The organism is Serratia sp. ID 25-353 (genome assembly GCF_054792795.1).
This window is the reverse complement of record NZ_CM139236.1, coordinates 869527-890457: the sequence shown is the minus strand read 5'-3', so window position 1 is coordinate 890457 and position 20931 is coordinate 869527. Positions and strand designations below refer to the sequence as shown.

Annotated in this window: 20 protein-coding genes; 14 read left to right on the top strand and 6 right to left on the bottom strand. The window is 58.0% G+C overall.

The genetic code is table 11. The features are described 5' to 3' along the window. Positions 1–20 precede the first annotated feature (20 nt). The gene (locus ACYF6X_RS04190; RefSeq protein WP_406880018.1) at positions 21–827 is read left to right on the top strand and encodes a substrate-binding domain-containing protein; all 807 of its coding nucleotides are present in this window, start codon (positions 21–23) and stop codon (positions 825–827) included. Here the strand turns inward: ACYF6X_RS04190 and psrA are convergent. From psrA to ACYF6X_RS04175, 3 genes are all read right to left on the bottom strand, one after another. Then, positions 802–1701 carry an L-proline-binding transcription factor PsrA gene (gene psrA, locus ACYF6X_RS04185; protein WP_060439473.1) on the bottom strand — a complete coding sequence of 300 codons (900 nt, stop codon included), beginning with the start codon at positions 1699–1701 and terminating at the stop codon, positions 802–804. The two genes, ACYF6X_RS04190 and psrA, sit on opposite strands and share 26 nt — an antisense overlap. Positions 1702–1793: 92 nt before the next feature. Next, on the bottom strand, positions 1794–2159 hold the full coding sequence (locus ACYF6X_RS04180; RefSeq protein WP_060439472.1) for a diacylglycerol kinase: 366 nt from the start codon (positions 2157–2159) through the stop codon (positions 1794–1796). A gap of 219 nt (positions 2160–2378) precedes the next feature. Next, entirely contained in the window at positions 2379–3503 is a 1125-nt protein-coding gene (locus ACYF6X_RS04175) for a hypothetical protein (RefSeq protein ID WP_063989263.1), read from the bottom strand. A 737-nt stretch (positions 3504–4240) separates the two neighbouring features. Between ACYF6X_RS04175 and ACYF6X_RS04170 the strand changes: the two genes are divergently transcribed. Genes ACYF6X_RS04170 through spt form a run of 4 tightly spaced genes read left to right on the top strand, consistent with a single transcriptional unit; the run spans position 4241 to position 8342 of the window. After that, positions 4241–5980, top strand: a complete 1740-nt coding sequence (locus tag ACYF6X_RS04170) for a fatty acyl-AMP ligase (RefSeq protein WP_130017181.1) — start codon at positions 4241–4243, stop codon at positions 5978–5980. Next, a complete protein-coding gene (locus ACYF6X_RS04165) occupies positions 5977–6891 on the top strand; it encodes an NAD-dependent epimerase/dehydratase family protein (protein WP_130017180.1) in 915 nt (304 codons plus the stop codon). The genes ACYF6X_RS04170 and ACYF6X_RS04165 overlap by 4 nt, the downstream gene beginning before the upstream one ends. Positions 6892–6922: 31 nt before the next feature. Further along, positions 6923–7183: an acyl carrier protein gene (locus ACYF6X_RS04160; RefSeq protein WP_015378483.1), complete on the top strand. Its 261-nt coding sequence runs from the start codon at positions 6923–6925 to the stop codon at positions 7181–7183. After that, complete coding sequence (gene spt / locus ACYF6X_RS04155) at positions 7170–8342, top strand: serine palmitoyltransferase (protein ID WP_004935542.1); 1173 nt, start codon at positions 7170–7172, stop codon at positions 8340–8342. The genes ACYF6X_RS04160 and spt overlap by 14 nt, the downstream gene beginning before the upstream one ends. Positions 8343–8412: 70 nt before the next feature. On the opposite strand, the gene ACYF6X_RS04150 is transcribed toward spt, so the two are convergent. Then, positions 8413–9144, bottom strand: coding sequence for a nucleoside/nucleotide kinase family protein (locus ACYF6X_RS04150; protein ID WP_049213238.1), 732 nt, complete (start codon positions 9142–9144; stop codon positions 8413–8415). Between the two features lie 373 nt (positions 9145–9517). Here ACYF6X_RS04150 and ACYF6X_RS04145 point away from each other — a divergent pair, with 373 nt between their 5' ends. The 8 genes from ACYF6X_RS04145 (at position 9518) to ACYF6X_RS04110 (ending at position 17798) form a co-directional block, all read left to right on the top strand. After that, the gene (locus ACYF6X_RS04145) at positions 9518–10243 is read left to right on the top strand and encodes a nucleoside/nucleotide kinase family protein (RefSeq protein WP_063989258.1); all 726 of its coding nucleotides are present in this window, start codon (positions 9518–9520) and stop codon (positions 10241–10243) included. 30 nt (positions 10244–10273) lie between these two features. Then, positions 10274–11068 carry a nucleoside/nucleotide kinase family protein gene (locus tag ACYF6X_RS04140; RefSeq protein ID WP_130017179.1) on the top strand — a complete coding sequence of 265 codons (795 nt, stop codon included), beginning with the start codon at positions 10274–10276 and terminating at the stop codon, positions 11066–11068. Between the two features lie 72 nt (positions 11069–11140). Next, positions 11141–12478, top strand: a complete 1338-nt coding sequence (locus tag ACYF6X_RS04135; RefSeq protein WP_130017178.1) for a lipopolysaccharide biosynthesis protein — start codon at positions 11141–11143, stop codon at positions 12476–12478. Next, entirely contained in the window at positions 12475–13344 is an 870-nt protein-coding gene (locus ACYF6X_RS04130) for a hypothetical protein (RefSeq protein ID WP_107226512.1), read from the top strand. The genes ACYF6X_RS04135 and ACYF6X_RS04130 overlap by 4 nt, the downstream gene beginning before the upstream one ends. 20 nt (positions 13345–13364) lie before the next feature. Next, the gene (locus tag ACYF6X_RS04125; RefSeq protein ID WP_107226513.1) at positions 13365–13931 is read left to right on the top strand and encodes a YtfJ family protein; all 567 of its coding nucleotides are present in this window, start codon (positions 13365–13367) and stop codon (positions 13929–13931) included. Between the two features lie 28 nt (positions 13932–13959). Further along, positions 13960–15030: an LPS export ABC transporter permease LptF gene (gene lptF / locus ACYF6X_RS04120; RefSeq protein ID WP_063989254.1), complete on the top strand. Its 1071-nt coding sequence runs from the start codon at positions 13960–13962 to the stop codon at positions 15028–15030. Beyond that, positions 15027–16106, top strand: a complete 1080-nt coding sequence (lptG, locus tag ACYF6X_RS04115; protein WP_130017177.1) for an LPS export ABC transporter permease LptG — start codon at positions 15027–15029, stop codon at positions 16104–16106. Before lptF ends, lptG begins: the two co-directional genes overlap by 4 nt. Before the next feature lie 486 nt (positions 16107–16592). Then, positions 16593–17798 carry a DUF4236 domain-containing protein gene (locus tag ACYF6X_RS04110; protein WP_130017176.1) on the top strand — a complete coding sequence of 402 codons (1206 nt, stop codon included), beginning with the start codon at positions 16593–16595 and terminating at the stop codon, positions 17796–17798. Positions 17799–18081: 283 nt separating this feature from the next. Here ACYF6X_RS04110 and ACYF6X_RS04105 read toward each other — a convergent pair whose 3' ends face one another. Together ACYF6X_RS04105 and ACYF6X_RS04100 are read right to left on the bottom strand one after the other, a co-directional pair. Continuing rightward, positions 18082–18303: a DUF6434 domain-containing protein gene (locus ACYF6X_RS04105; protein ID WP_130017175.1), complete on the bottom strand. Its 222-nt coding sequence runs from the start codon at positions 18301–18303 to the stop codon at positions 18082–18084. Between the two features lie 196 nt (positions 18304–18499). Further along, entirely contained in the window at positions 18500–19807 is a 1308-nt protein-coding gene (locus tag ACYF6X_RS04100; RefSeq protein WP_130017174.1) for a serine hydrolase domain-containing protein, read from the bottom strand. A 107-nt stretch (positions 19808–19914) separates the two neighbouring features. Between ACYF6X_RS04100 and ACYF6X_RS04095 the strand changes: the two genes are divergently transcribed. Continuing rightward, entirely contained in the window at positions 19915–20808 is an 894-nt protein-coding gene (locus tag ACYF6X_RS04095) for a LysR family transcriptional regulator (RefSeq protein ID WP_130017173.1), read from the top strand. Positions 20809–20931: the final 123 nt, after the last annotated feature.

Genomic DNA, 20931 nt, shown 5'->3' with positions numbered 1-20931 from the left:
TCGCCATAAGGAATCATGTCATGCAGAAACTCACTCGTTCGATCATCACCCTGCTCGTGTGCGCCTCCTTCAGTACGGCGGCGCTGGCCAAAGACCTGACCGTGATGATCTCCGGCGGCTTCAAAGCCGCGCTGGAGAAACTGGCCCCGGAATATGAAGCCCAAAGCGGCGACAAAATCATTCTGGTGTCCGGCCCTTCCATGGGGAAAACGCCGCAGGCGATCCCTGCGCGGCTGGCGCGCGGAGAGAAAGCCGATGTGGTGATCATGGTGGGCGACGCGCTGACCCAACTGGACAAAAGCGGCTGGCTCCAGCCGGGTTCACGCGTGGAGCTGGCCGATTCGCCGATCGGCATGGTGGTGAAACAGGGCGCGCCCAAGCCGGCGATAAAAACGGATGCCGACCTGCGCAATACCTTGCTGCAAGCCGACTCTTTCGCCTATTCCGACAGCGCCAGCGGCCGCTACGTCAGCGGCCAACTGTTCAAAAAGCTGGGCATCGAGGAACAGGTGAAAGGAAAGGCGCATATAATTGAGCGCATTCCGGTGGCTTCTGAAGTGGCGCAAGGAAAATACGCGCTGGGCTTCCAGCAGGTCAGCGAATTGTTGCCCGTGGCGGGCGTCACCTTTATCGGCGAGCTGCCGGAAAACGTGCAGTACATCACCCGCTTCGCCGGCGCGGTAACCGCCAATGCGGAGCACCGCCGCGAAGGCAAAGCGCTGCTGGACTTCCTCGCCTCCTCTCAGGCACAGCCGACCATTCGCGCGACCGGCATGCGAACCGTGCCGGCGCAGCAGCCGGTCAGGCAGAGTGATACTGTTCAGTAATCAGCTTTTCCAGCTCGGCGGCGACGAAAGACTGCATGCGGCCGCCGCGTCTGATGAGGCCCACGCTGCGTTTTACCACCGGATCGACCAGCGGCACCGACGTCAACACCGAATGTTCTGAAGCGGGCATCGACATGGCGGGCACGGCGGCAATGCCGATGCCCGCCTCAACCATGCCCAGCATGGTCGTCACATGGCGAGTTTCGCACACGCTGGGGCGCTCCGGCATGAGGTGTTCCAGGCGCTGATCGAGCAGATTGCGATTGCCGGAGGTTTTATCCAGCGACACGTAGTCTTGCTGATAAAATTCCCGCCAGGTGAGGCTCTTTTTAGCGGCGAGCGGATGGTCGCGCCGGCAAGCGGCCACGTAAACGTCCCCCACCAACGGCACAAATTCAAGATTAGGCTGCAGACGCCCGGCAAAGCAGATGCCGAAATCGGCCTGGCCGCCGGTGACCGCCTCGATGACATTGCCTGCGCTGCCGTCGATCAGCTTAACGCGCACACGCGGATAGCGAAGCCGGAAACGGCGTATCACGTCGGGCATGAAATAGTAGGCCGCCGACGGCACCGTGGCGACGGTGACCAGCCCGGTACGCTCCTGGCTGACCTTATCGATATCGGCCAACACCGCTTCGACATTCATCAGCAGCTGATCCGAACGCTCGGCAAAAGCCTGCCCGTACAGCGTCAAAGTCACGCGCCGGGTGGTGCGATCGAACAGTTTGCTGCCCAGCGCGTTTTCCAGCTTTTCAATCCTGCGGCTCAGCGCCGACTGCGACAGGCAGATGGACTCTGCGGCCAGCCGAAAATTGCCGTACTCCACCAGCGCGCGGAAGGCATAAAGATCGTTGAGATCAAAATTCACGGGCATAGCGGCCTACTCTCCTTGCTGAACGCAAAACAACGATGATAACCGCTTATATCGCCACGGCAACCGGCCTGGTGGTTGAACCACCCAAGCCCCTATCGGCCCAGCAGCACCGTTGCCCAAACAACGATAGTCAGCACCACCGCCACCAGCTGCGCTGCGCCGCCCAAATCTTTGGCGCGTTTGGATAACGGATGTAATTCCAGCGAAATGCGATCGACCACGGTTTCAATCGCCGTATTAAGCAACTCAACCACCAATAGCAGGAAACTGCAGATGATTAATAACAGCCGCTCCATTTTTGTAATATCTAAACCAAATGTAACAACCAGTAAAATGGCGTTAATAACCAATAATTGGCGGAACGCATCTTCGGTAAGCACGGCGTCAATAAACCCGGCCCAGGAATTCCTTATGCTGTAGGTTAATCGGCTTATTCCTTTTTTCTTTTCCACAGGCATACCATCTGCTCTCATCAACACTGCGACAATCACTCGCGAATAAATAACGCGGCGTGAATTTATCTCGAGTTTATTAATTAAAGACCTTAACTGTTCTCTTCCAGGAGGCGATGCATTCCCTCACGCGCCGTCACCCTGCCCCTGAAACGGCACCGCCCGAAAATGCCCTGGCGCGGTTATTATTCTGAGAACGTGAAAAGGCGATGCGTTATCAGCCGGTTAAAGCGTTTTCTCGTACAAGCGGTAGCGCTTATAGGGCACTGCGCCGATGCGTTCTAAAATCGTCCGCATGCCGGTATTGGTTTCCAGGATCCACGACATTTCCAGCGCGTCGATATTGCGCTTCGCGAAAGGCTCGCGCAGCGCCTCAATCAGCAACAGCGCAATAATCGGCCCGATGCGGCTGAATTGATATTCCTGGCGCACGCCCATCAACGGCACGCGCGCGGTGCGCACGCCGCTGACTTTCAGCCGCCACAAGAGTTTCGCCCAGCCGAACGGCAATAACCGCCCCTGCAGATCGGCAATCGCTTCGTTGATGTTCGGCAGACCGACGATAAAGGCGCAGGGGGCGCCATCCACCTCGGCGATATGGATCATATCGTCGGGCACCAGAAACTTCAGCTGATCCCCCATGGTGGCGAACTCGTGCTCGGTGAACGGGACAAACCCCCAGTTATGCTGCCATCCGGAGTTGAACACCTCGCGCAGCACCTGCATCTCCTCGCGAAAGCGCTTGCGGTTGAGGCGGCGAACGGTCACTTTTTTGCGCACCTGATCCATCATCCGGGTTAACGACGGCGAAAAGTGCAGGTCGGTTCTTTTCATCCAATAGGCAAGCAAATCAATCCCTTCGCTGTAGCCCTGTTGCGCTATTTGCGCCGCGTAGTAGGGTTTGGCATGCGTCATCAGGGCCGATGGCGGGGTGTCAAACCCCTCGACCAACAGGCCGCTTTCCTGATTAATATTAAGGCTGAACGGCCCGGTGATTCTACGCGCGCCTTTCGACCTCAGCCACTCCTCCGCCACCGTGAATAAGGTGCTGAAAACGGCGGGATCGTCAACGGCGTCAATCATGCCGAAGTGGCCGGTATCCTCGCCATGCAGCTCCCGGTGCAGAGAATCGATTTGCGCCGTGATGCGCCCAACGACTTTGCCCTGTTTTTTGGCCACCCATGCCTGCCATTCAATGTGGTCGGTACCGGGATTCTTCTTTGACAGGTGCTCTTCGCGCTCTATATGCAGCGGCTCAATCCAGTTCGGATCATCGCGAAACAGTTGCGAGGGGAAAGCAATAAATTCTTTAAGTTCGCGTTTACTCAGAACTTTCTCAATACGGATCATAAATAGCCTTACGTTTTAATAAAATAATTAAATAAGCGCGCGACAACGCCTTTAGCATTTTTTATGCTGTTCTCATTTATTGGATTGTGTATTGCCTCCGGTTCAATGATAAGAAAAACCGAATATTACCCCCTGTGAATCAGCGCATTATTGCGCCCGACATTCACCCTGTGATGTCCGTAATTGATAAAAAAAGGAAACAGAAAGCGGCGCAGCCAGGCTACGCTAATGGTGCTCTTTTATTATTTCGTGCTATTACGGCAAAAGAAACTCGCCGCTTTTAGTGTACCGACTTTAATCAGGAGGTGTGCCGCCATCTTTACCACTTAATGCTCTTTTTAAGATTAGCCTTAAATGAATCGTTCACTTTTGGATTTCTTGCGGCATACTGTTTAGGAAGTGTTTAAGTTCCAAGATAGCCATGCATGAGGTCATAACCTATGAGCCGACAGTTATTTCCTGCCCGACAGATGCAGACTAAGGAACGGCGCAGCCCGGATATTACAATAGTCTCTCGTATATCGCCAGGGTGCCGCTCAAGGCTGATAACACGGGCGACTCACGCTCTGACCGGTTAATAACCGGCGTGCCCTCAAGCACGGCAATATACGCTGTTCGCGGAATGAAGATGGTTGAATAACAAACTTATTCAAAACCTATTCATAGTAAAACATCAATTACCTCGCCAAGAGTGATTTTCTCTTTTGGTGATTTTTAATCTATGGCTAAGTTTGTCTATGTCTGAAACAAGTTCCGTTCATTCTCTTCCCATGCGCTATGCGGACTTCCCCACTTTAGTGGACGCGTTGGATTACGCGGCGCTGGGCAATACGGGAATGAATTTTTACGACCGTCGCAATCAACTCGTGACCGTTCTCGAATATCGCACGCTACAGCAAAAAGCGATCTCGGGCGCGCGGCGTTTATTGTCCCTGAAACTCAAGAAAGGCGATCGCGTGGCGCTTATCGCCGAAACCAGCGCGGGATTCGTCGAAGCCTTTTTCGCTTGCCAATACGCCGGCCTGGTGGCGGTGCCGTTGGCGATCCCGATGGGCGTGGGCCAACGCGACTCCTACACCGCCAAACTGAAAGGGCTGATCGCCAGCTGCAACCCCGCGGCGATCGTCAGCAGCGAAGAGTGGACGCCGCTGATCGCGTCGGCCACGGAAAACACCTCGGCGCTGCACATCCTCAGCGACGAGGATTTTAACGCCTTGCCAGAGCCGGAGATCGCGTTGCCCGCGCCTTCGCCCGACGATATCGCCTATCTCCAATACACCTCGGGCAGCACCCGCTTTCCGCGCGGCGTGATCATCACCCAGCGGGCGGCGATGGCGAACCTGAACGCGATCAGCCGCAACGGGATCAAGCTGCGCGCGGGCGACCGCTGCGTTTCGTGGCTGCCCTTCTATCACGATATGGGCCTGGTCGGTTTCCTGCTCACGCCGGTGGCGACCCAGCTGTCCGTCGATTATCTGCGCACGCAAGATTTCGCCATGCGCCCGATGCAGTGGCTGAAACTGATCGCCAAGAATCGCGGTACGGTGTCCGTCGCCCCGCCGTTCGGCTACGATCTGTGCCTGCGCCGCAGCAACGCCAAAGAGCTGGCCGATCTGGATCTTTCCAGTTGGCGGGTTGCGGGCGTAGGCGCCGAGCCGATCCCGGCCGAGCTGCTCGGCCAGTTCGGCGAACACTTCAGCAGCATCAACTTCGACAGCAAAGCCTTCATGCCGTGCTACGGCCTGGCCGAGAACACCCTGGCGGTGAGTTTTTCCGATCCCTGCTCCGGCCCGCAAACCAACGCGGTCGACCGCGATATTTTGGAGTACGAGGGTAAAGCGGTCGCGCCCGGCAAGAAGACCCGCGCCGTCTCGACCTTCGTCAACTGCGGCCGAGCGCTGCCCGGCCACCGCATTGAGATCCGCAGCGAAACCGGGCAACCGTTGCCGGAACGCCAGGTCGGCCATATCACGATCTCCGGCCCCAGCCTGATGAACGGTTATTTCTGCGACGATGAGTCCCAGCAGCAAATTCAGGTGACCGGCTGGATGGACACCGGCGATCTGGGCTACCTGCTGGACGGCTATCTGTACGTCACCGGCCGCAAGAAGGATTTGATCATCATTCGCGGCCGCAATATCTGGCCGCAGGATATCGAGTACGTCGCGGAATCCGAACCGGAAATCCGTTCCGGCGATGCGATTGCCTTCGTAGCCGAAGAGCACGACGAAGCGGCCAGGATCATTTTGCAAATCCAGTGCCGAGTCAGCTCGGAAGAACGCCGGGAACAAATCGTGCATTCGCTGAGCGCCCGCATTCAAAGCGAGTTCGGCATTGCGGTGGACATCGAGCTGCTGCCGCCGCACAGCATTCCCCGCACGTCGTCGGGCAAACCCGCGCGCGCGGAGGCCAAAAAACGCTGGCTGAGCGCTTCGCTCTACCCGCAAATGCCGCAGCTGGCCGGTTTCGCGCAATGAGCGGCAACGTCGCAGTGACGGGCGCGACCGGCTTTATCGGCCGGCATATCGTCAAGGAACTGCTGGCGCAAGGGTTCAACGTGCGCGCCCTGACGCGGCAAGCCGGAAAAGCCGCCATCGACAACCTGCAGTGGATACCCGGCGCGTTGGAAGATCGGCCCTCGCTCACCGAGCTGGTGCGCGGCGCGGAGTGCGTCGTGCATTGTGCGGGCCAGGTGCGCGGGCATGCGGAAGCGGTGTTCACCCGCTGCAACGTCACCGGCAGCCTTAACCTGATGCAGGCGGCCAAACAGAACGGCCGCTGCAATCGCTTTTTGTTCATGTCGTCGCTGGCGGCCCGCCATCCGGCGCTGTCCTGGTACGCCCATTCAAAACAGGCCGCCGAACAGCAACTCATCGCCGCCACGGGCGATATCGCGCTGGGGATTTTCCGCCCGACGGCGGTTTACGGGCCCGGCGATAAAGAGCTGAAACCGCTGTTCAATGGCCTGCTGCGCGGCGTACTGCCCCGGCTGGGTGCGCCCGATGCCAGGCTCTCTTTTCTGCACGTGAGCGATTTGGCAAAGGCGGTCAGCCAATGGGTACAGGCCGAACCCGCACAGCCAAATATTTACGAACTGTGCGACGGCGTGGCCGAGGGCTATAACTGGCTGCGCCTGCGGGACATCGGCGCCGCCGTGCGTCACGGGCCGGTGCGCCTGGTGGGCATTCCGCTGCCGCTGCTGAAAGCCCTGGCGGATATCAGCGTGGTGTGGAACCGCCTGGTCAAACAAGAGCCGATGCTGACGCGCAGTAAAATACGTGAATTAACCCATCACGACTGGTCCGCCAGTAATCACGCGCTGTCGCAACAGATTAATTGGTTTCCACAGGTAAGTTTGGAGCGCGCGCTGCGCGAAGGGCTGTTTTAATTATTCCCAATAGAGGTGTGTCAACGTTCTTATGCTAAATCGCGATGCTGTAATGGATTATATCCTGACGTGTTTGCAAGGTATCGTCGAAGGCGGAGTGGAAATAAAACCTGATAGCGATCTCGTCAATGATCTTGGCCTGGAATCCATCAGAGTCCTGGATCTGCTGATGATGCTGGAAGATGAATTGGATATCTCCATTCCTATCAATATATTGCTTGATGTCAGAACGCCTGAGCAACTGCTTGACGCGCTGCGCCCTTACCTGGAGAAAAACCATGGGACTGTATGATAAGTTTGCGCGGCTTGCCAATGACCGTGAACAATTTCAAACGTCCGGTCTGAATCCGTTCGGCACCTGCATCGACGAAGTCTATTCCGCCACCCAGGGCCGCATCGGCGATCAAAAGATTGTCCTCGCCGGCACCAATAATTACCTTGGCCTGACGTTCGATGCGCAGGCGATCGCCGCCGGCCAGGCGGCCCTGGCCGCGCTCGGCACCGGCACCACCGGCTCGCGCATGGCGAACGGCAGCTACGGATCGCACCTGACGCTGGAACGGGAGCTGGCGGAATTCTTCGATCGCCCGAGCGCCATCGTGTTCTCCACCGGCTACACCGCCAACCTGGGCGTCATCAGCACGCTGGCGGGGCCGGGCGCCGTGGTGTTGATCGACGCGGACAGCCACGCGAGCATTTACGATGCCTGCGCCCTCGGCGGCGCGGAGATTATTCGCTTCCGCCACAATGACGCTGCCGATCTGGAGCGCCGCATGGTGCGCCTGGGCGAGCGGGCCCGCGAGGCGATCATTATCGTGGAAGGCATCTACAGCATGCTGGGCGACGTCGCCCCGCTGGTGGAAATCGTCGACATCAAGCGGCGGCTCGGCGGGTATTTGCTGGTGGACGAAGCGCACTCCTTCGGCGTGATGGGCGAGCACGGCCGCGGCCTGGCCGAAGCGCTGGGCGTCGAGCAAGACGTGGATATCATCCTGGGCACCTTCAGCAAAAGCCTGGCTTCGATCGGCGGTTTCGCCGTCGGCGGCAAGGGGATGGACGTGCTGCGCTACAGCAGCCGGCCGTATATCTTTACCGCGTCGCCGTCGCCGTCCAGCATCGCGTCGGTGCGTACAGCGCTGCAAAAAATCGCGCGCCATCCCGAGCTGCGGGAAAAGCTGTGGAGCAACGCGCACCGCCTGTACCACGGCCTCGCCGAACTGGGGTATACCCTGGGGCCGCGCATCAGCCCGGTGGTGCCGGTGATGATCGGCTCAAAGGAAGAAGGGTTGCGTTTCTGGCGCGAGCTGATCGCCCACGGCGTATATGTAAACCTGGTGCTGCCACCGGCCGCGCCGGCGGGCGTCACCCTGCTGCGCTGCAGCGTCAATGCCGCGCACAGCGATGAAGAGATAGACACCATCGTGCGCGCCTTTGCGGCGCTGAAAAAATAAAGCCTTTCCCTCTCGGCCGCGGCGGCGGTGCTGAACATGGCATCGCCGCCCTGCCGAACGAATGCGCACCTCAGTGCGCAGCCGTTGATACGCCATCAGCCGAATAGCGATAACCCTGCGCCGCCATAAATTCCGCGATGGCTTTTTCCGCCGCCGAAAGCACCTCCCCGATCGGCCGATCGGCATCGAGATCCACGATGTCGGCGCCTTCGAACGTCAATAACGGCGTGACGGCGATCTTCTTCTCCAGCGCCGCTTTGCGATGATCGGGTTTGCGCGCGCAGGCCACGTCCAGACTGACATTCAGCTTGAGCACCAGATCCGGTTTTTGCCCCGCCATCCATTGAAACGCCGCCCGCTCGCGCGCCGCCAGCCAACGGACGAAACGGCTCCCTTCAACGTCGACGGGAAAAACCGTGCCGTCGTAAGCGCCGGGGATTTGCGCCTGCGGAAAACGGTCGGTCAACACGATGAACCCTTGCCGACGATACGCCAGCATGCGGCGAAAACGCAGCAGCCGCCGCCCCACAAAAGCGATGATTACCGCCGACGGCAGCAGGCCAATCCGGGATTTTTTCGTTTTGACTTTTTTGGTATTGCTCTCGATAGCCTTGCCCACCGAGCGCCCGAGCAGCGGCAATTTCGCCGCCGCGCGGCCGACGTTGCCCGCCTGTTTACCCAGATGCACCTGTACCGCCGGGCCATAATGTTTCATATACGCGATCAGATGTTCACAAACGGTGGACTTACCCGATCCGTCGCTGCCGATAACCGCAATCAGCGGCGGAAATTTTGCACTCATAATCAGACTCTCTTTCAATACACCAGAAACGGCGTGCCATATTTGAAGCGAACTACCGCTTATCATTGCCGTGGCGCCCGCGTGAAAAAAATTTGCCGTAACGCGACGCCCAAAAAGCACAAAATATTAAGCGAAAATTGAAAAACCCTGCCTTTTTTTCGCCGTGATCCCGGCCGGAAATTAACATAAAAAGCGAAACCGGCCCACGCACCAACAATTAGCACAAAATAACAAGAACGAACGCCATAAATATCAATTCAAATAACGAACGGGAATAGCAATCTCATTATTTTATCGCAGCAAAGCACAATAAATATCTTGAACCCAAGGCGTATTGGAATACAATAGTTTTTTTCGCATTGGATCAATTATTGTGAGTCAGCAGATAAGACCTTCATCTGATCGCTCGCCCGTGCGCGTAATAGCGATAACCGGCTGTGACGGCTCAGGAAAATCCACGTTAGCCGCCAGCCTGGTCAACGCCTTATCGCCACAAGAACCTGCCGAACTGCTTTATCTCGGCCAGTCCTCCGGGCGTATCGGCGAATGGATCAGTTCGCTGCCGATTATTGGCGCGCCTTTCGGGCGTTATTTGCTGAAGAAGTCGGAGCGCGTGCATGAGCGCCCTTCCACGCCGCCGGATAATGCCACGGCGCTGGTGATTTTTTTACTCTCCTATTGGCGCGTTTATAAATTCCGTCGCATGCTGAAGAAAAGCCGCAGCGGCGCATTGCTGATCACCGATCGTTATCCACAGGCCGAAGTGGCGGGATTTCGTTTCGATGGCCCGCAGCTGGCGAAAACCGCCGGCGGCAATCGCTGGATCCGCTGGCTGAGAAAGCGCGAACAAAACCTGTACCAATGGATGGCGTCTTATCAGCCCTTATTATTAATTCGGCTGGATATTGACGAACAAACGGCCTATTCACGCAAACCCGATCACTCACTGGCGGCGTTGCGTGAAAAGATCGCCGTCATCCCGCACCTGACGTTTAACGGCGCTAACATATTGGATTTAGACGGTCGCGAGCCGGCCAACCGTATTTTCGATGCCTCGCTGCGCGCCGTTAAAATATCGCTGAGGGCTGCCAATGCTTAGCCGACAAATAACCTTTTCGTACCGAAACAGATGAAAAAAAATAAACTCACTGCCGAACAGGATACCTCTTCCTCCTGCATCACCGGACTGATTGCCGTGGTGGGCAGCGATGGCACCGGCAAGTCCACGCTGACCGCCGATCTGGTGAAAAACCTGCAGCAGCATCGCCCCACGCAGCGGCGCTATTTGGGGCTGATCTCCGGCGAAGACGGCGACAAAATCAAGAAATTGCCGTTTATCGGCGTGTGGCTGGAACGGCGCCTGGCGGCCAAATCCGATAAAACTCAGCGCATGAGCAACAGGCCGCCGGCGCTGTGGGCGGCGCTGATCATGTACGGCTTTTCGCTGTGGCGCGCCTCCAACCTGCGCAAGGTGCGGCAGCTGGCGCAAAGCGGCGTGCTGGTGATCAGCGATCGCTACCCACAGGCGGAAATTTCAGGTTTTTACTACGATGGGCCCGGTATCGGCGTGGAACGCGCAAAAGGCTGGCTATTGAGCCGCCTGGCGGCGCGCGAACGCCGTTTATATCAACGCATGGCCGTCTATCGGCCGGCGCTGATCATTCGCCTCGATATCGACGTCGATACGGCGTTTTCCCGCAAGCCCGATCACAGCTATGAAGAGCTGAAAGACAAGATTTCCGCCATGGTGCGCCTGCAGTACAACGGCGCGCGCATCATCGAGCTGGACGCCAGAGCCCCTTACGACGAGGTGCTGAGCAACGCGCTCAACGCCATTTCCGCCGTAGTGAACCCCGCGAAGCGCCCACAGAGCGATATCGGGCAACCCGGCGAAAACGCCGGCGAAGAAACTCAGGTTTATTAAACGCATACAGGGCAAGCGCATGACGGCAGAACACAAGATGCAGCAAAACAATGATAACGGCTGGTTTAGGTTATGAAACGGTGGTTTTCCGATGGCGCGTTTCGCTCCATTTTACGTAATGCCGCCTACTTAGGCTCCGGCAGCGTCGCCAGTGCGCTGCTCGGCCTGCTGGCGCTCTCCTGCGCCGGTAAAGGCATGTCGCCTGAAATGTTCGGCGTGCTGGTGGTGATCCAGGCTTACACCAAAGCGGTCAGCGATTTCATCAAATTCCAGACCTGGCAGTTTGTGGTGCAATTCGGCACCCCGGCGCTGGAGCATCAAAACACCGGGCGCTTCCGCGACGTCGTCGCCTTCTCCTTCGGGCTGGATATCGCCAGCGGCGTCATCGCCGTGCTGGGCGGCATGATCATGCTGCCGTTCTTGTCCCACGCCCTGGGGCTGGACAGCGAAAGTTTCTGGCTCGCCATGCTGTACTGCACCCTGATCCCGTCGATGACGTCGTCCACGCCGACCGGCGTGCTGCGCGCCTTCAACCGCTTCGATCTCATCGCCATCCAGCAGGCGATCAAACCGTTCCTGCAGGCGGTGGGCAGCGTCATCTCCTATTATTTCGATCTGGGGTTCCCCGGCTTTATCGTCACCTGGTACACCTCTAACCTGATCGGCGGCACGCTGTTCTGGTGGTTCACCGCGCGCGAGCTGCGCCGCCGCGATATCCACGGCGCGCTGAGGCCACGGCTGTTCAACGTCGCGCGCCGCATCGAGGGCGCCTGGAACTTCGTCTGGACCACCAACATCGCCCATACCATCTGGGCCGCGCGCAACTCCTGCACCACCGTGCTGGTGGGCGTGGTGCTCGGGCCGGCCGCCGCCGGGTTGTTCAAGATCGCCATGACCTTCTTCGATGCGACGGGCACCCCGGCCAAGCTGCTGGAGAAAAGCTTCTATCCGGAGATCATGCGCCTGGATCCGCGCACCAAGACCCCGTGGCTGCTGGGCCTGCGCTCCTCGCTGCTGGCCGGCGGCATCGGCCTGGCCGTTGCGGTGTTGATGCTGCTGGTGGGCAAACCGCTCATTTCCGCGGTGTTCGGGCAGCAATACCTGGAAGCCTATGACCTGATTCAAATCATGCTGGGCGCGATCATCGTTTCCATGATGGGCTTCCCGCAGGAATCCTTACTGTTTATGGCAGGCAAGCAGCGCGCTTTCCTGATCGCGCAGGCGACGGCCTCGGCGGCCTACATTACGCTGCTGGTGTCGATGGCATATGCCTTCGGCGTGCAGGGCGCCGCCTTCGCTTATTTACTGGGGCAATGTTTAGACGTTCTGTTATCCCTGATACCGACGATCGGCGCCTACCGCAATCGCTTTATGTTGGGGCTGAATGTGCCCAAAGAGAGTAATCAATGACCGCTCACGATAATTGGAAGAAGTTCTCCACCGAAACCACCCAGGCGCTGTTTGTCGCCGTGGAAGAGGACGATCTGGTTGAGGCGAATATCAGCCTGCCGCAGCAGATCGATCTGGAATGCTCCCCCGAGAGCATTCGGGACAACTACGCGCTGTGCCTGCAGTTTTGGGAAGACGGCTTTTCCCGCCGCGAGCTGCTGCAACTGGTGAACGGTTTCCTGCAAGACCCGCAGTTGGCGGCGGCTACCCGCATGCGCTACAAATATATCCGCGCCCGCTACAAGCACCTGCGCTTCGCCCAGCAGCTGTACGGCGCCCCCCACCGCGCCAACCGCCTGTTTCATACCACCACCGTGGTGCTCGGCCATTTTCAGGACGCGTTTCGCAACGGCAACCAGAAGAACCTGACGCTGTACGGCAACCTGCTGCGGCTGCTGCTCAGCAAGCCGGTATGGTCGTACGTGCGCTATGCGCTGCGCCACACCCGCCTGGAAAGCGCACAGGGCTTTATCACCTACCGCCAGGAGCAGATGCGCCAGCTGCAAACGCTGATCGCCGGCCCGGCGCTGACCGGGCACCAGTTCCACGACGTGCGCAAAATCGTCAGCCGCCAAGTCTCGTTTTACGACACGCTGAGATCGATCGATCCCGACAACCGCGAAGCCCGGCAGATCTCGCGCTTCCTGGCGGCGATTAACGGCCTGATGGGCGACCGGCATGACGTGATGGTGGCGGACAAGCTGGCCGGCGGCGATATCTATGATCGGCCGGCGATCCTGGATATCGACATCCGCCAGCGCCTGGAACTGCTGCTGGCGCGCTTTCCGCTGTCGTTTTCCCAGCCGGCCATCGCGGCGGGCAGATAAGCGCGTTGCGCGGAGCCATGATGACGTTACGCCGCTTACTGATCCTCGCGCTGCTGCTGTCGCCGCTGGCGGCATCCGCGCATAACTTCGTGCATGGCCAGCCGGTGGCGCCAATAGCCATCGCCGATCGCGGCGAGCTGCTGCTGCGCAACGGCGATTTCAGCTACCGGCCGTGGAACAGCGCAAAGCTGGCGGGCAAGGTGCGGGTGATCCAGTACATCGCCGGGCGCACCTCCGCTAAAAAGAAGAACTCGCTGCTGATCAACGCCGTCAAGGACGCGAACCTGCCGGGCGATCGCTTCCAGCCCACCACCATCGTCAACACCGACGATGCGATACCGGGCTCCGGCTTCTTCGTGCGCGGCAAGATCGAGAAAAACAAGCGCCATTATCCCTGGGCACAGTTCATCGTCGACAGCGACGGGCTGGGGCGCATGGCCTGGCGGCTGCCGGAGGAGAGCTCCACCATCGTGGTGCTGGACCAGGCCGGGCGCGTGCAGTGGGCGAAGGATGGCGCACTCACCCCACAGGAAGTTGACCAAGTGATCGCCCTGCTGCGCACCCTGATCGACCGGGAGACGCCATGACGCGCACACCGCCGGGAGCCGATGACGCATGTCTTTGATTGAACGCTATATCACGGTTGAGATCCGCCGCCTGGTGATGATGATCGCCGGGTTTCTGATCTTCATGTTCGCCAGCTACTCCGCCCAGCGCTACCTGACCGACGCCGCCAACGGCACGCTGGCGCTGCGGGTGGTAGCCGACGTGGTTTTCTATAAATCGCTGATCGCGCTGGAGATGATATTGCCCGTCGCGCTGTATGTTTCGGTGGCGGTGGCGCTGAGCCAGCTGTACAGCGATGCGGAGATCACCGCCATGCTGGCCGCCGGCGCCAGCCCGCTGCGGCTGTATAAGGCGGTGCTGATACTGGCCGTGCCGCTGGCGATAGCGGTTACGCTGCTGTCGCTGTATGGCAGGCCCTGGGCGTACGCCAATATTTATCAGCTGCAGCAAGAGTCGCAGTCGGTGCTGGACGTGAGCCACCTGCAGGCCGACAAATTCAACGTCAGCGGCAACGGCCGCATGATCCTCGCCAATCACGTCGACAAAACGGCCAACCACCTGACGGACGCCCTGATTTATGTGCGCGGCGGCCATCACACCAACCTGTACCGCGCGCAGTCGGTGGAGGTGCTCGACGCCTCCCCCGCCAGCCCCGCCGTGCGGCTGAAAACCGGCACCGCCTATGTGCTGGATCGCCAGGGCACCGACGACAACGGGCAGAACTACGACAACTTCGACATCGCGCTCAAACCGTTCGTGCCCAGCGCCGAGAGCCGGCACAAGTCGGCCTCGCCGGCAGAGCTGGCGCGCTCCGCCGATCCGGGTGACGCCGCCGAACTGCAATGGCGCGAAAGCCGCGGGCTGACCACCGTGCTGATGGTGCTGCTGGCGATCCCCTTTAGCCGCATCAAACCGCGACAGGGCCGCTACGCCGCGCTGCTGCCCCTGACGGTGCTGTTTACCGTGATTTTCTATGGCGGCAACATTTGCCGCACGCTGGTCGCCAACGGCTCTCTGCCGACGATCCCCGGCGTTTGGCTGGTGCCGCTGGCGATGGCTGTCGGCATCGCCCTGCTGCTGGCGCGCGACTTATCCCTGCTGCGGAAACCCTCCCGATGACTATTTTTAGCCGTTACCTGATCCGCAACGTGTTCATCGGCTTCGCCGCCGCAGCCGGGCTGCTCATCCCGCTGTTCACCACCTTTACGCTGATCAACGAGCTGGAGGACGTGACCCCGGGCGGCTACCGCTGGCAGCAGGCGCTGCTGGTGACCGTGATGACCCTGCCGCGCAGCCTGGTCGATCTGGGGCCGTTTATCGCGCTGCTCGGCGGCATCGTCGGGCTGGGGCAGCTGTCCAAAACCCTGGAGCTGACCGCGATCCGCTCCGCCGGGATGTCGATATTCCGCATTGCGCTGGTGATGCTCGCCGCCGGGCTGCTGATGAACCTCTCACTCGGCGCCCTCGATGAGTGGGCCGCCTCGCCGCTGCAGCAACGCGCGCTGCAAATGAAGAACAACGCCCTGGCGCAGTCGAACGATAACGACGTCAACGTTAACCCGCTGTGGGCGCGGCACGGCAACGAATTTGTGACGGTCAAAACCGTCGATGAGAACGACCAGCCCCACGGCATTGAGATCTTCCGTTATCGGGCCAACCGCGCGCTGGAATCTTACATTTACGCCGACAGCGCCAGCACCGCCGCCGACGGCAGCTGGCTGCTGCACAACGTAATGCAGAAACGCTGGCAAGGCGGAAAGGAGACGATTGAGCGGCAAAGCAGCCTGCCGTGGCGCTCGCTGTTCGCCGTACCGAGCCTGAAAGAGCTGACCCTGCCGGCCGGCAGTTTCTCGCTGCAACAGCTGGAACGCTATATCGATTACCTGCAAGGCTCGGGACAGCCCAGCACCGAATACCGCCTGGCGCTGTGGAAAAAACTCGGCCAGCCCCTGCTGGTGCTGGCGATGATTTTGCTGGCCATCCCGTTTACCTTCACCGCTCCACGCGCCCCCGGCATGGGCAGCCGGTTAGCGCTTGGCGTCATCATCGGGCTGCTGACCTACATCGCTTACCAGATCGTTCTCAACCTGGGGTTGCTGTTCGCCCTCAACGCGCCCTTCACCGCCCTCGCCCCGCCGCTTTTGATCCTGGCGCTGGCATTGGCGCTGGTGTATCGGTTTGATCGGCGGGGTTAAGAGTGAGAACAGTGGGATGATGGGAAGTGCTGCAGGTGATTTACTCGTCCGCAAGCGGCGTTAACACAGCGCCTGAGTTCACACGCTAGATTTTGGGGGGTATTGGCAAATATTATGGGCGAAGATGGAAGTGAGCAGCCTCCAATCGGCCACATTGTGAGATTAATGGGAAATGTAGCTCGAGATCACCTTTCATAATTAGCATCCAAATATTTTTCGCGCTTGATCATTAGAATTAACGGCTATAACAGTACTATCCGCAAGCTAACCTTGAGCATCATCACCATAATTTATATGGATATCTATCTCATGGGGTGCGAAAATCACTTACGATGAAATCAGCTCATTGCTGTATTTTTTGAAGCAATAATCAATTCCTATAAGTTAGTATTGGAATGGGCTAAGGATTAGGCTTCTGTATCGATTTAATGTTTATACGAAGAAAATTTCAGACTTTAGTGCGTATTACTACACAGGGATTACCTTATGTCTCTCCGTTTCAGACAAACCTTTACGCTTTTCCCCGGCGTTCGCCTCAATATTGGTAAGCGTGGAATCAGCGCGAGCATCGGTGTACCGGGCGCAACAGTCAATGTTGGGCAAAAAGGGATTAGAGCAACCGTAGGACTACCGGGTTCTGGTTTATCTTATACAACACCTAATTTTTCCTACGGAGCCAAGCACTCAGTTACCCATCCACTGAATCCGTCTGCTACAGAAACTCATCTTGAAATGCCGGAGACAACGCCAGGTAACGTTCCATCAAACGCCAAAATTTATATGCCTCAAGCTGGCATGAATGAAATTTCCAGTGCTTCTGTTGAAGTTTTGACAAGCACATCTCTTTTACCTTTACGAGACTTGCTCGCCAAAGCACGTGAGCAAAGAGCTGAGGTAAAAGCTGATTTACAAGAGGCAATTGCTGAAGAGTCAAAACAAAAGAGCGAGTTGGCTCGACGTAAATCAAGCCTATTCCGCTTGTTCTACAAGCGTCGTATAGCAGAACTTGAGATCAAACTTCCCCAAACCCAAACAGAAATATCTCGCCTCGTGTCTTGGGAAGACAGTACAAAAATTGCTATCACTTTCGAAAGCAGTGATGCCTCACAGAGGGCTTATGACGCAATGGTTCGTGCATTCGACGTGTTAAAATCGAGCGTCAAAAAATGGGATATTACTGCTGATAAGGCTGTAGACCAGTTTGCCGAAAGGACGTTAGCCACACGGTCTGTTAATCGTCATCCTGTTGCCTTCGATTTTAGTTCAACTGATCTCATTCAGTTTACAGGTCGAGCGATGCGGTTTGAAAATGCCAATGGTGACGATATTTTGCTTTACCCCGGTGTTGCAGTCATACCGCGAGCTGATGGGGCATTTGCTCTAATTGACTTACGAGAATTACAAATTAGTGCAGAACCTCGCGGATTCCATGAAGAGGATGGCGTTCCAAGTGATGCCAGTATAGCTGGGCATACATGGGCTAAAACGAACAAGAATGGCTCACCAGACCGCAGATTCAAAGACAACTATCAAATCCCTATTTGTATTTATGGGAATATTACTTTCCACTCTCAAACGGGTGTAACTGAAGAATATATGGTCTCGAATGCCGATGCCGCTCAAGCCTTTGCAGAGGCAGTAAAACGCTATCAGCTCTCGCTCACTGAAACGGAGTCGCTAGTTAGAGTGTAACGCTATATTTTTTATGCTGATGCGAGGAGCGCTCCCCCCAATAACCTCAATCGCCCTCCTCGCCCCGCAACTGCTGATCCCGGCGCTGGTTTCGGTTTGATCGGCGGGGTTAGGGATAGCGCTGGTATAAAGGCGATCTTGGCAAGGTTTGCGAGAAAAGAAGAGTACCAAGCGGAACAATGCCATCATATTTAGGGACAACGTTCCGCTTTATGTGCTGAGCCAATCTGCTTGGCGGCATACCGTGTCCAAATACCGCACCTACCGGCCCTCAGATTGAACCCTATCTGCCAGGGTTGATGATGTGCCTACGCTGCCACTCATCGACCACATCACCTAACGTCTTTGGCACGTCATTGCGTATCCATGCCATAAATTCACGATCGAAGCGAAAATCCTCTCCGCACGCCTCAACCATGAAACGACGGACGTTTTGCGTATTTTTGTAGCTTTTATCCACGATCGTGGCGCGTGTTAGCAATGCGCTATGCCAATCGATTTTCAATTTAGCCACTCCTGTGAGAGCCGTTCGATAAAGAGCTTCAACCTGGCCTGACATGTCGCACTTTTGTCACGCCCGTTTCGGCGCAAAATGGATGTGGTGAAAAGCATAGCCCAGATCGCCGTTTCCGCGCTGTTATATGCACGGGCACATTTATAACAAGGGCGGAATGGCAACCGCCCCTGCTCGCTACTGAGGGTTAACGCAGTTCCTTCGCTATCGCACTAAACATCAGCGAAGCCTCCAGCGGTTGTGCGCTGAAGGACGGCTCCGCCTGCGGCCAGGTGGACCACTGGACGATCACCAGATTCTCCGCCTGATTGACCATGATCATCTGACCGAAGATCCCCAGCGCCCACAGGGAATGTTTCAGGGACGCCTGCGGGGCGGGTTCCACGTTGGCCGCATTGGCCGGCACTTCGTTGTTCCACCACTGGAAGCCATAGATGCCGTTGGGATGGGCCGCCGATACCGAGCCTGTCGCCCGCGTCCAGTTGGACGACTGGGCTACCCAATCGGCCGGCAAGATCTGTTTGCCGTTCGGCAGCTTCCCGTTATGCAGAATGAATTCGCCGAAGCGCCCCCAGTCTTCCAGCGTGGCGTTGAACCCGTGCGCGCCCACGTCGTGCTGGCCTTTGGCGTAGGCATGCCACACGCCGTCGCTCGCCATGCCGTAGGGCTGCCAGATGCTTTGCTGCAGATAGGCCGCCAGCGGCATGCCGGTGGCGCGCTCCAGCACGTCGCCCAGCAGCCACGCGCCGCCGGAGGAGTAAGACCAGTTCTGCCCGGCCGGATGCGCACGCTGCAAACCGGCCACCAGTTTGCGCACGCAGGCGTAGGTGCCGGGCTTGGCTTCACACTCGGTCAGCTGCGCGAAGTCCGATTTCGGGTTGGTGTAATCCTCATTCCACGCCACGCCGGAGGTATGGGTGATCAGCTGCCTGAGGGTCACGCCGTCCCACGCGGTGCCTTTCAGATCGGGTTCGTATTGCGTGATGAGATCGTCGAGCGAGCGGATCTTGCCCTGTTTAATCGCCACGCCCACCAGCGTGGCGACCACCGATTTGCCCACGGAGCGCGACGTCCACAGCGTGGCGTCGGTATTGCCCTGCCCCAGATATTTCCAGGCGATTTTGCCGTCTTTCAATACCAGCATGCCGCTGACGTTCTGGCGCTGCAGATAGTCCTGCAGGTGGTAGGTTTTGCCATTCACCCGATAGCTGGCATTCGTTAGCTGTTTAGCGGCAGCCACCAGCGGTGTGGCCTTGCCGTGATGAAACACATCCCCCGCATAGTTGCGGTAGTCGTTACGAAAACCGATCACCCGGTCGCTCTGGCTCCAGGTGAGCATCTTGTGCGTGTCCGGCAATTGCGTATCGAAAGGCGCGGGACAGACGCTGAGTTCTGTGCCCGCACAGGCGGCCAGCGCGGCGGGCGCCAACAGGCCACTGCAGAGACTGATGACAACGCCCGCCAGCAGGCTGCGGTTAAACACTTTGCTTTTCATATTTTTTCTCGCTTAGCTCAGGAAGGCGTTCAGCTTAAAAAAACGCGGCCTATAATAAAAAACGCCTGATGGGGGAAAATCCCCCAAAAAATCGACGGGAGAACCGCGTGCCGAGCCTGATTTATTCCTTTGCCCAATTGGAAGCCTTCACCGCCGTGGCCGAGCACGGCAGCCTGGCGAAAGCCGCGCTCAAGCTGGGCAAAGACCGCACGACGCTGCGTGATTTGATTGATTTTCTCGAGGATGGCTTGGGCTATGCGCTGTTCCTGCGCGAGGGGCGCAGCCTGCACCTGACGCCAGAGGGCGAACAACTGCAACGCCAGGCGCACCTGCTGATGCGCCAGGTGAAAGCGTTTGAGGCGTTCGCCAAAGACGTACCGAAGAGCGCGGCGCAGGAAATCTCACTGGTCTACGATCCCTTCACGCCCCGCGCGCTGCTGCAGACGATGATTGCCGCCATGGCCCAACGCAACACGCGCCTGAGCCTGATTAACGCCTCGCGCGACGAAGCGGAAAGCCTGCTGGCAAGCGGCCAGGCCGATCTGGGCATCTGCCAGGCGCGCCATCGCAGCGTGGGCGACGCCATGGAGTGGCGCGCCCTAGGGGCGATAGAGATGGATTTTTACGCCGCCAAAACGCTTTTCCCCGGCGCGGAACAGCCGCTCTCGCTGCTGGAACTTTCGCTCACGCCGCAGGTGATCATGCACCCGGATTCTGACGAACCGGTGGCGCGCCGCCTGCAGATTTCCGGGCATACCATTTTCACCAACGAGCTGGAGATGCTGCGCGCCCTGCTTGAACAGGGTTGCGGCTGGGGATTCTTGCCGACGCATATGCATGCAGAACAGTGGAAAAACGTCAACACGCTGCGCACCGAAGTAGGCAGCCAGGGGATCAGCCAAACCATGGTGACCATCTGGAAGCCGGGCAATGACCGGCGGGCGCTGATTGATGAGACGTTGGGGTTATTGCCAGGGTTGTGGCGGGAGGTTGAGGGGTGAAAAGTCGCTGCCAGATTAGCGGTGTTGTTATCGGTAGTCGATCGTGGGCTCATCGTCCACGTTGCTTTTTCGATCGTTCTTAGGCGTGGATTGCTGTTTTCCTCAAGGAGCCCCACAATGCTT

Bases quoted from the DNA above. Each gene is read 5' to 3' on its own strand.
- ACYF6X_RS04190 (WP_406880018.1), top strand. From the start codon at position 21: ATGCAGAAACTCACTCGTTCGATCATCACCCTGCTCGTGTGCGCCTCC.
- psrA (WP_060439473.1), bottom strand. From the start codon at position 1,701: ATGCCCGTGAATTTTGATCTCAACGATCTTTATGCCTTCCGCGCGCTG.
- ACYF6X_RS04180 (WP_060439472.1), bottom strand. From the start codon at position 2,159: ATGCCTGTGGAAAAGAAAAAAGGAATAAGCCGATTAACCTACAGCATA.
- ACYF6X_RS04175 (WP_063989263.1), bottom strand. From the start codon at position 3,503: ATGATCCGTATTGAGAAAGTTCTGAGTAAACGCGAACTTAAAGAATTT.
- ACYF6X_RS04170 (WP_130017181.1), top strand. From the start codon at position 4,241: ATGTCTGAAACAAGTTCCGTTCATTCTCTTCCCATGCGCTATGCGGAC.
- ACYF6X_RS04165 (WP_130017180.1), top strand. From the start codon at position 5,977: ATGAGCGGCAACGTCGCAGTGACGGGCGCGACCGGCTTTATCGGCCGG.
- ACYF6X_RS04160 (WP_015378483.1), top strand. From the start codon at position 6,923: ATGCTAAATCGCGATGCTGTAATGGATTATATCCTGACGTGTTTGCAA.
- spt (WP_004935542.1), top strand. From the start codon at position 7,170: ATGGGACTGTATGATAAGTTTGCGCGGCTTGCCAATGACCGTGAACAA.
- ACYF6X_RS04150 (WP_049213238.1), bottom strand. From the start codon at position 9,144: ATGAGTGCAAAATTTCCGCCGCTGATTGCGGTTATCGGCAGCGACGGA.
- ACYF6X_RS04140 (WP_130017179.1), top strand. From the start codon at position 10,274: ATGAAAAAAAATAAACTCACTGCCGAACAGGATACCTCTTCCTCCTGC.
- ACYF6X_RS04135 (WP_130017178.1), top strand. From the start codon at position 11,141: ATGAAACGGTGGTTTTCCGATGGCGCGTTTCGCTCCATTTTACGTAAT.
- ACYF6X_RS04130 (WP_107226512.1), top strand. From the start codon at position 12,475: ATGACCGCTCACGATAATTGGAAGAAGTTCTCCACCGAAACCACCCAG.
- ACYF6X_RS04125 (WP_107226513.1), top strand. From the start codon at position 13,365: ATGACGTTACGCCGCTTACTGATCCTCGCGCTGCTGCTGTCGCCGCTG.
- lptF (WP_063989254.1), top strand. From the start codon at position 13,960: ATGTCTTTGATTGAACGCTATATCACGGTTGAGATCCGCCGCCTGGTG.
- lptG (WP_130017177.1), top strand. From the start codon at position 15,027: ATGACTATTTTTAGCCGTTACCTGATCCGCAACGTGTTCATCGGCTTC.
- ACYF6X_RS04110 (WP_130017176.1), top strand. From the start codon at position 16,593: ATGTCTCTCCGTTTCAGACAAACCTTTACGCTTTTCCCCGGCGTTCGC.
- ACYF6X_RS04100 (WP_130017174.1), bottom strand. From the start codon at position 19,807: ATGAAAAGCAAAGTGTTTAACCGCAGCCTGCTGGCGGGCGTTGTCATC.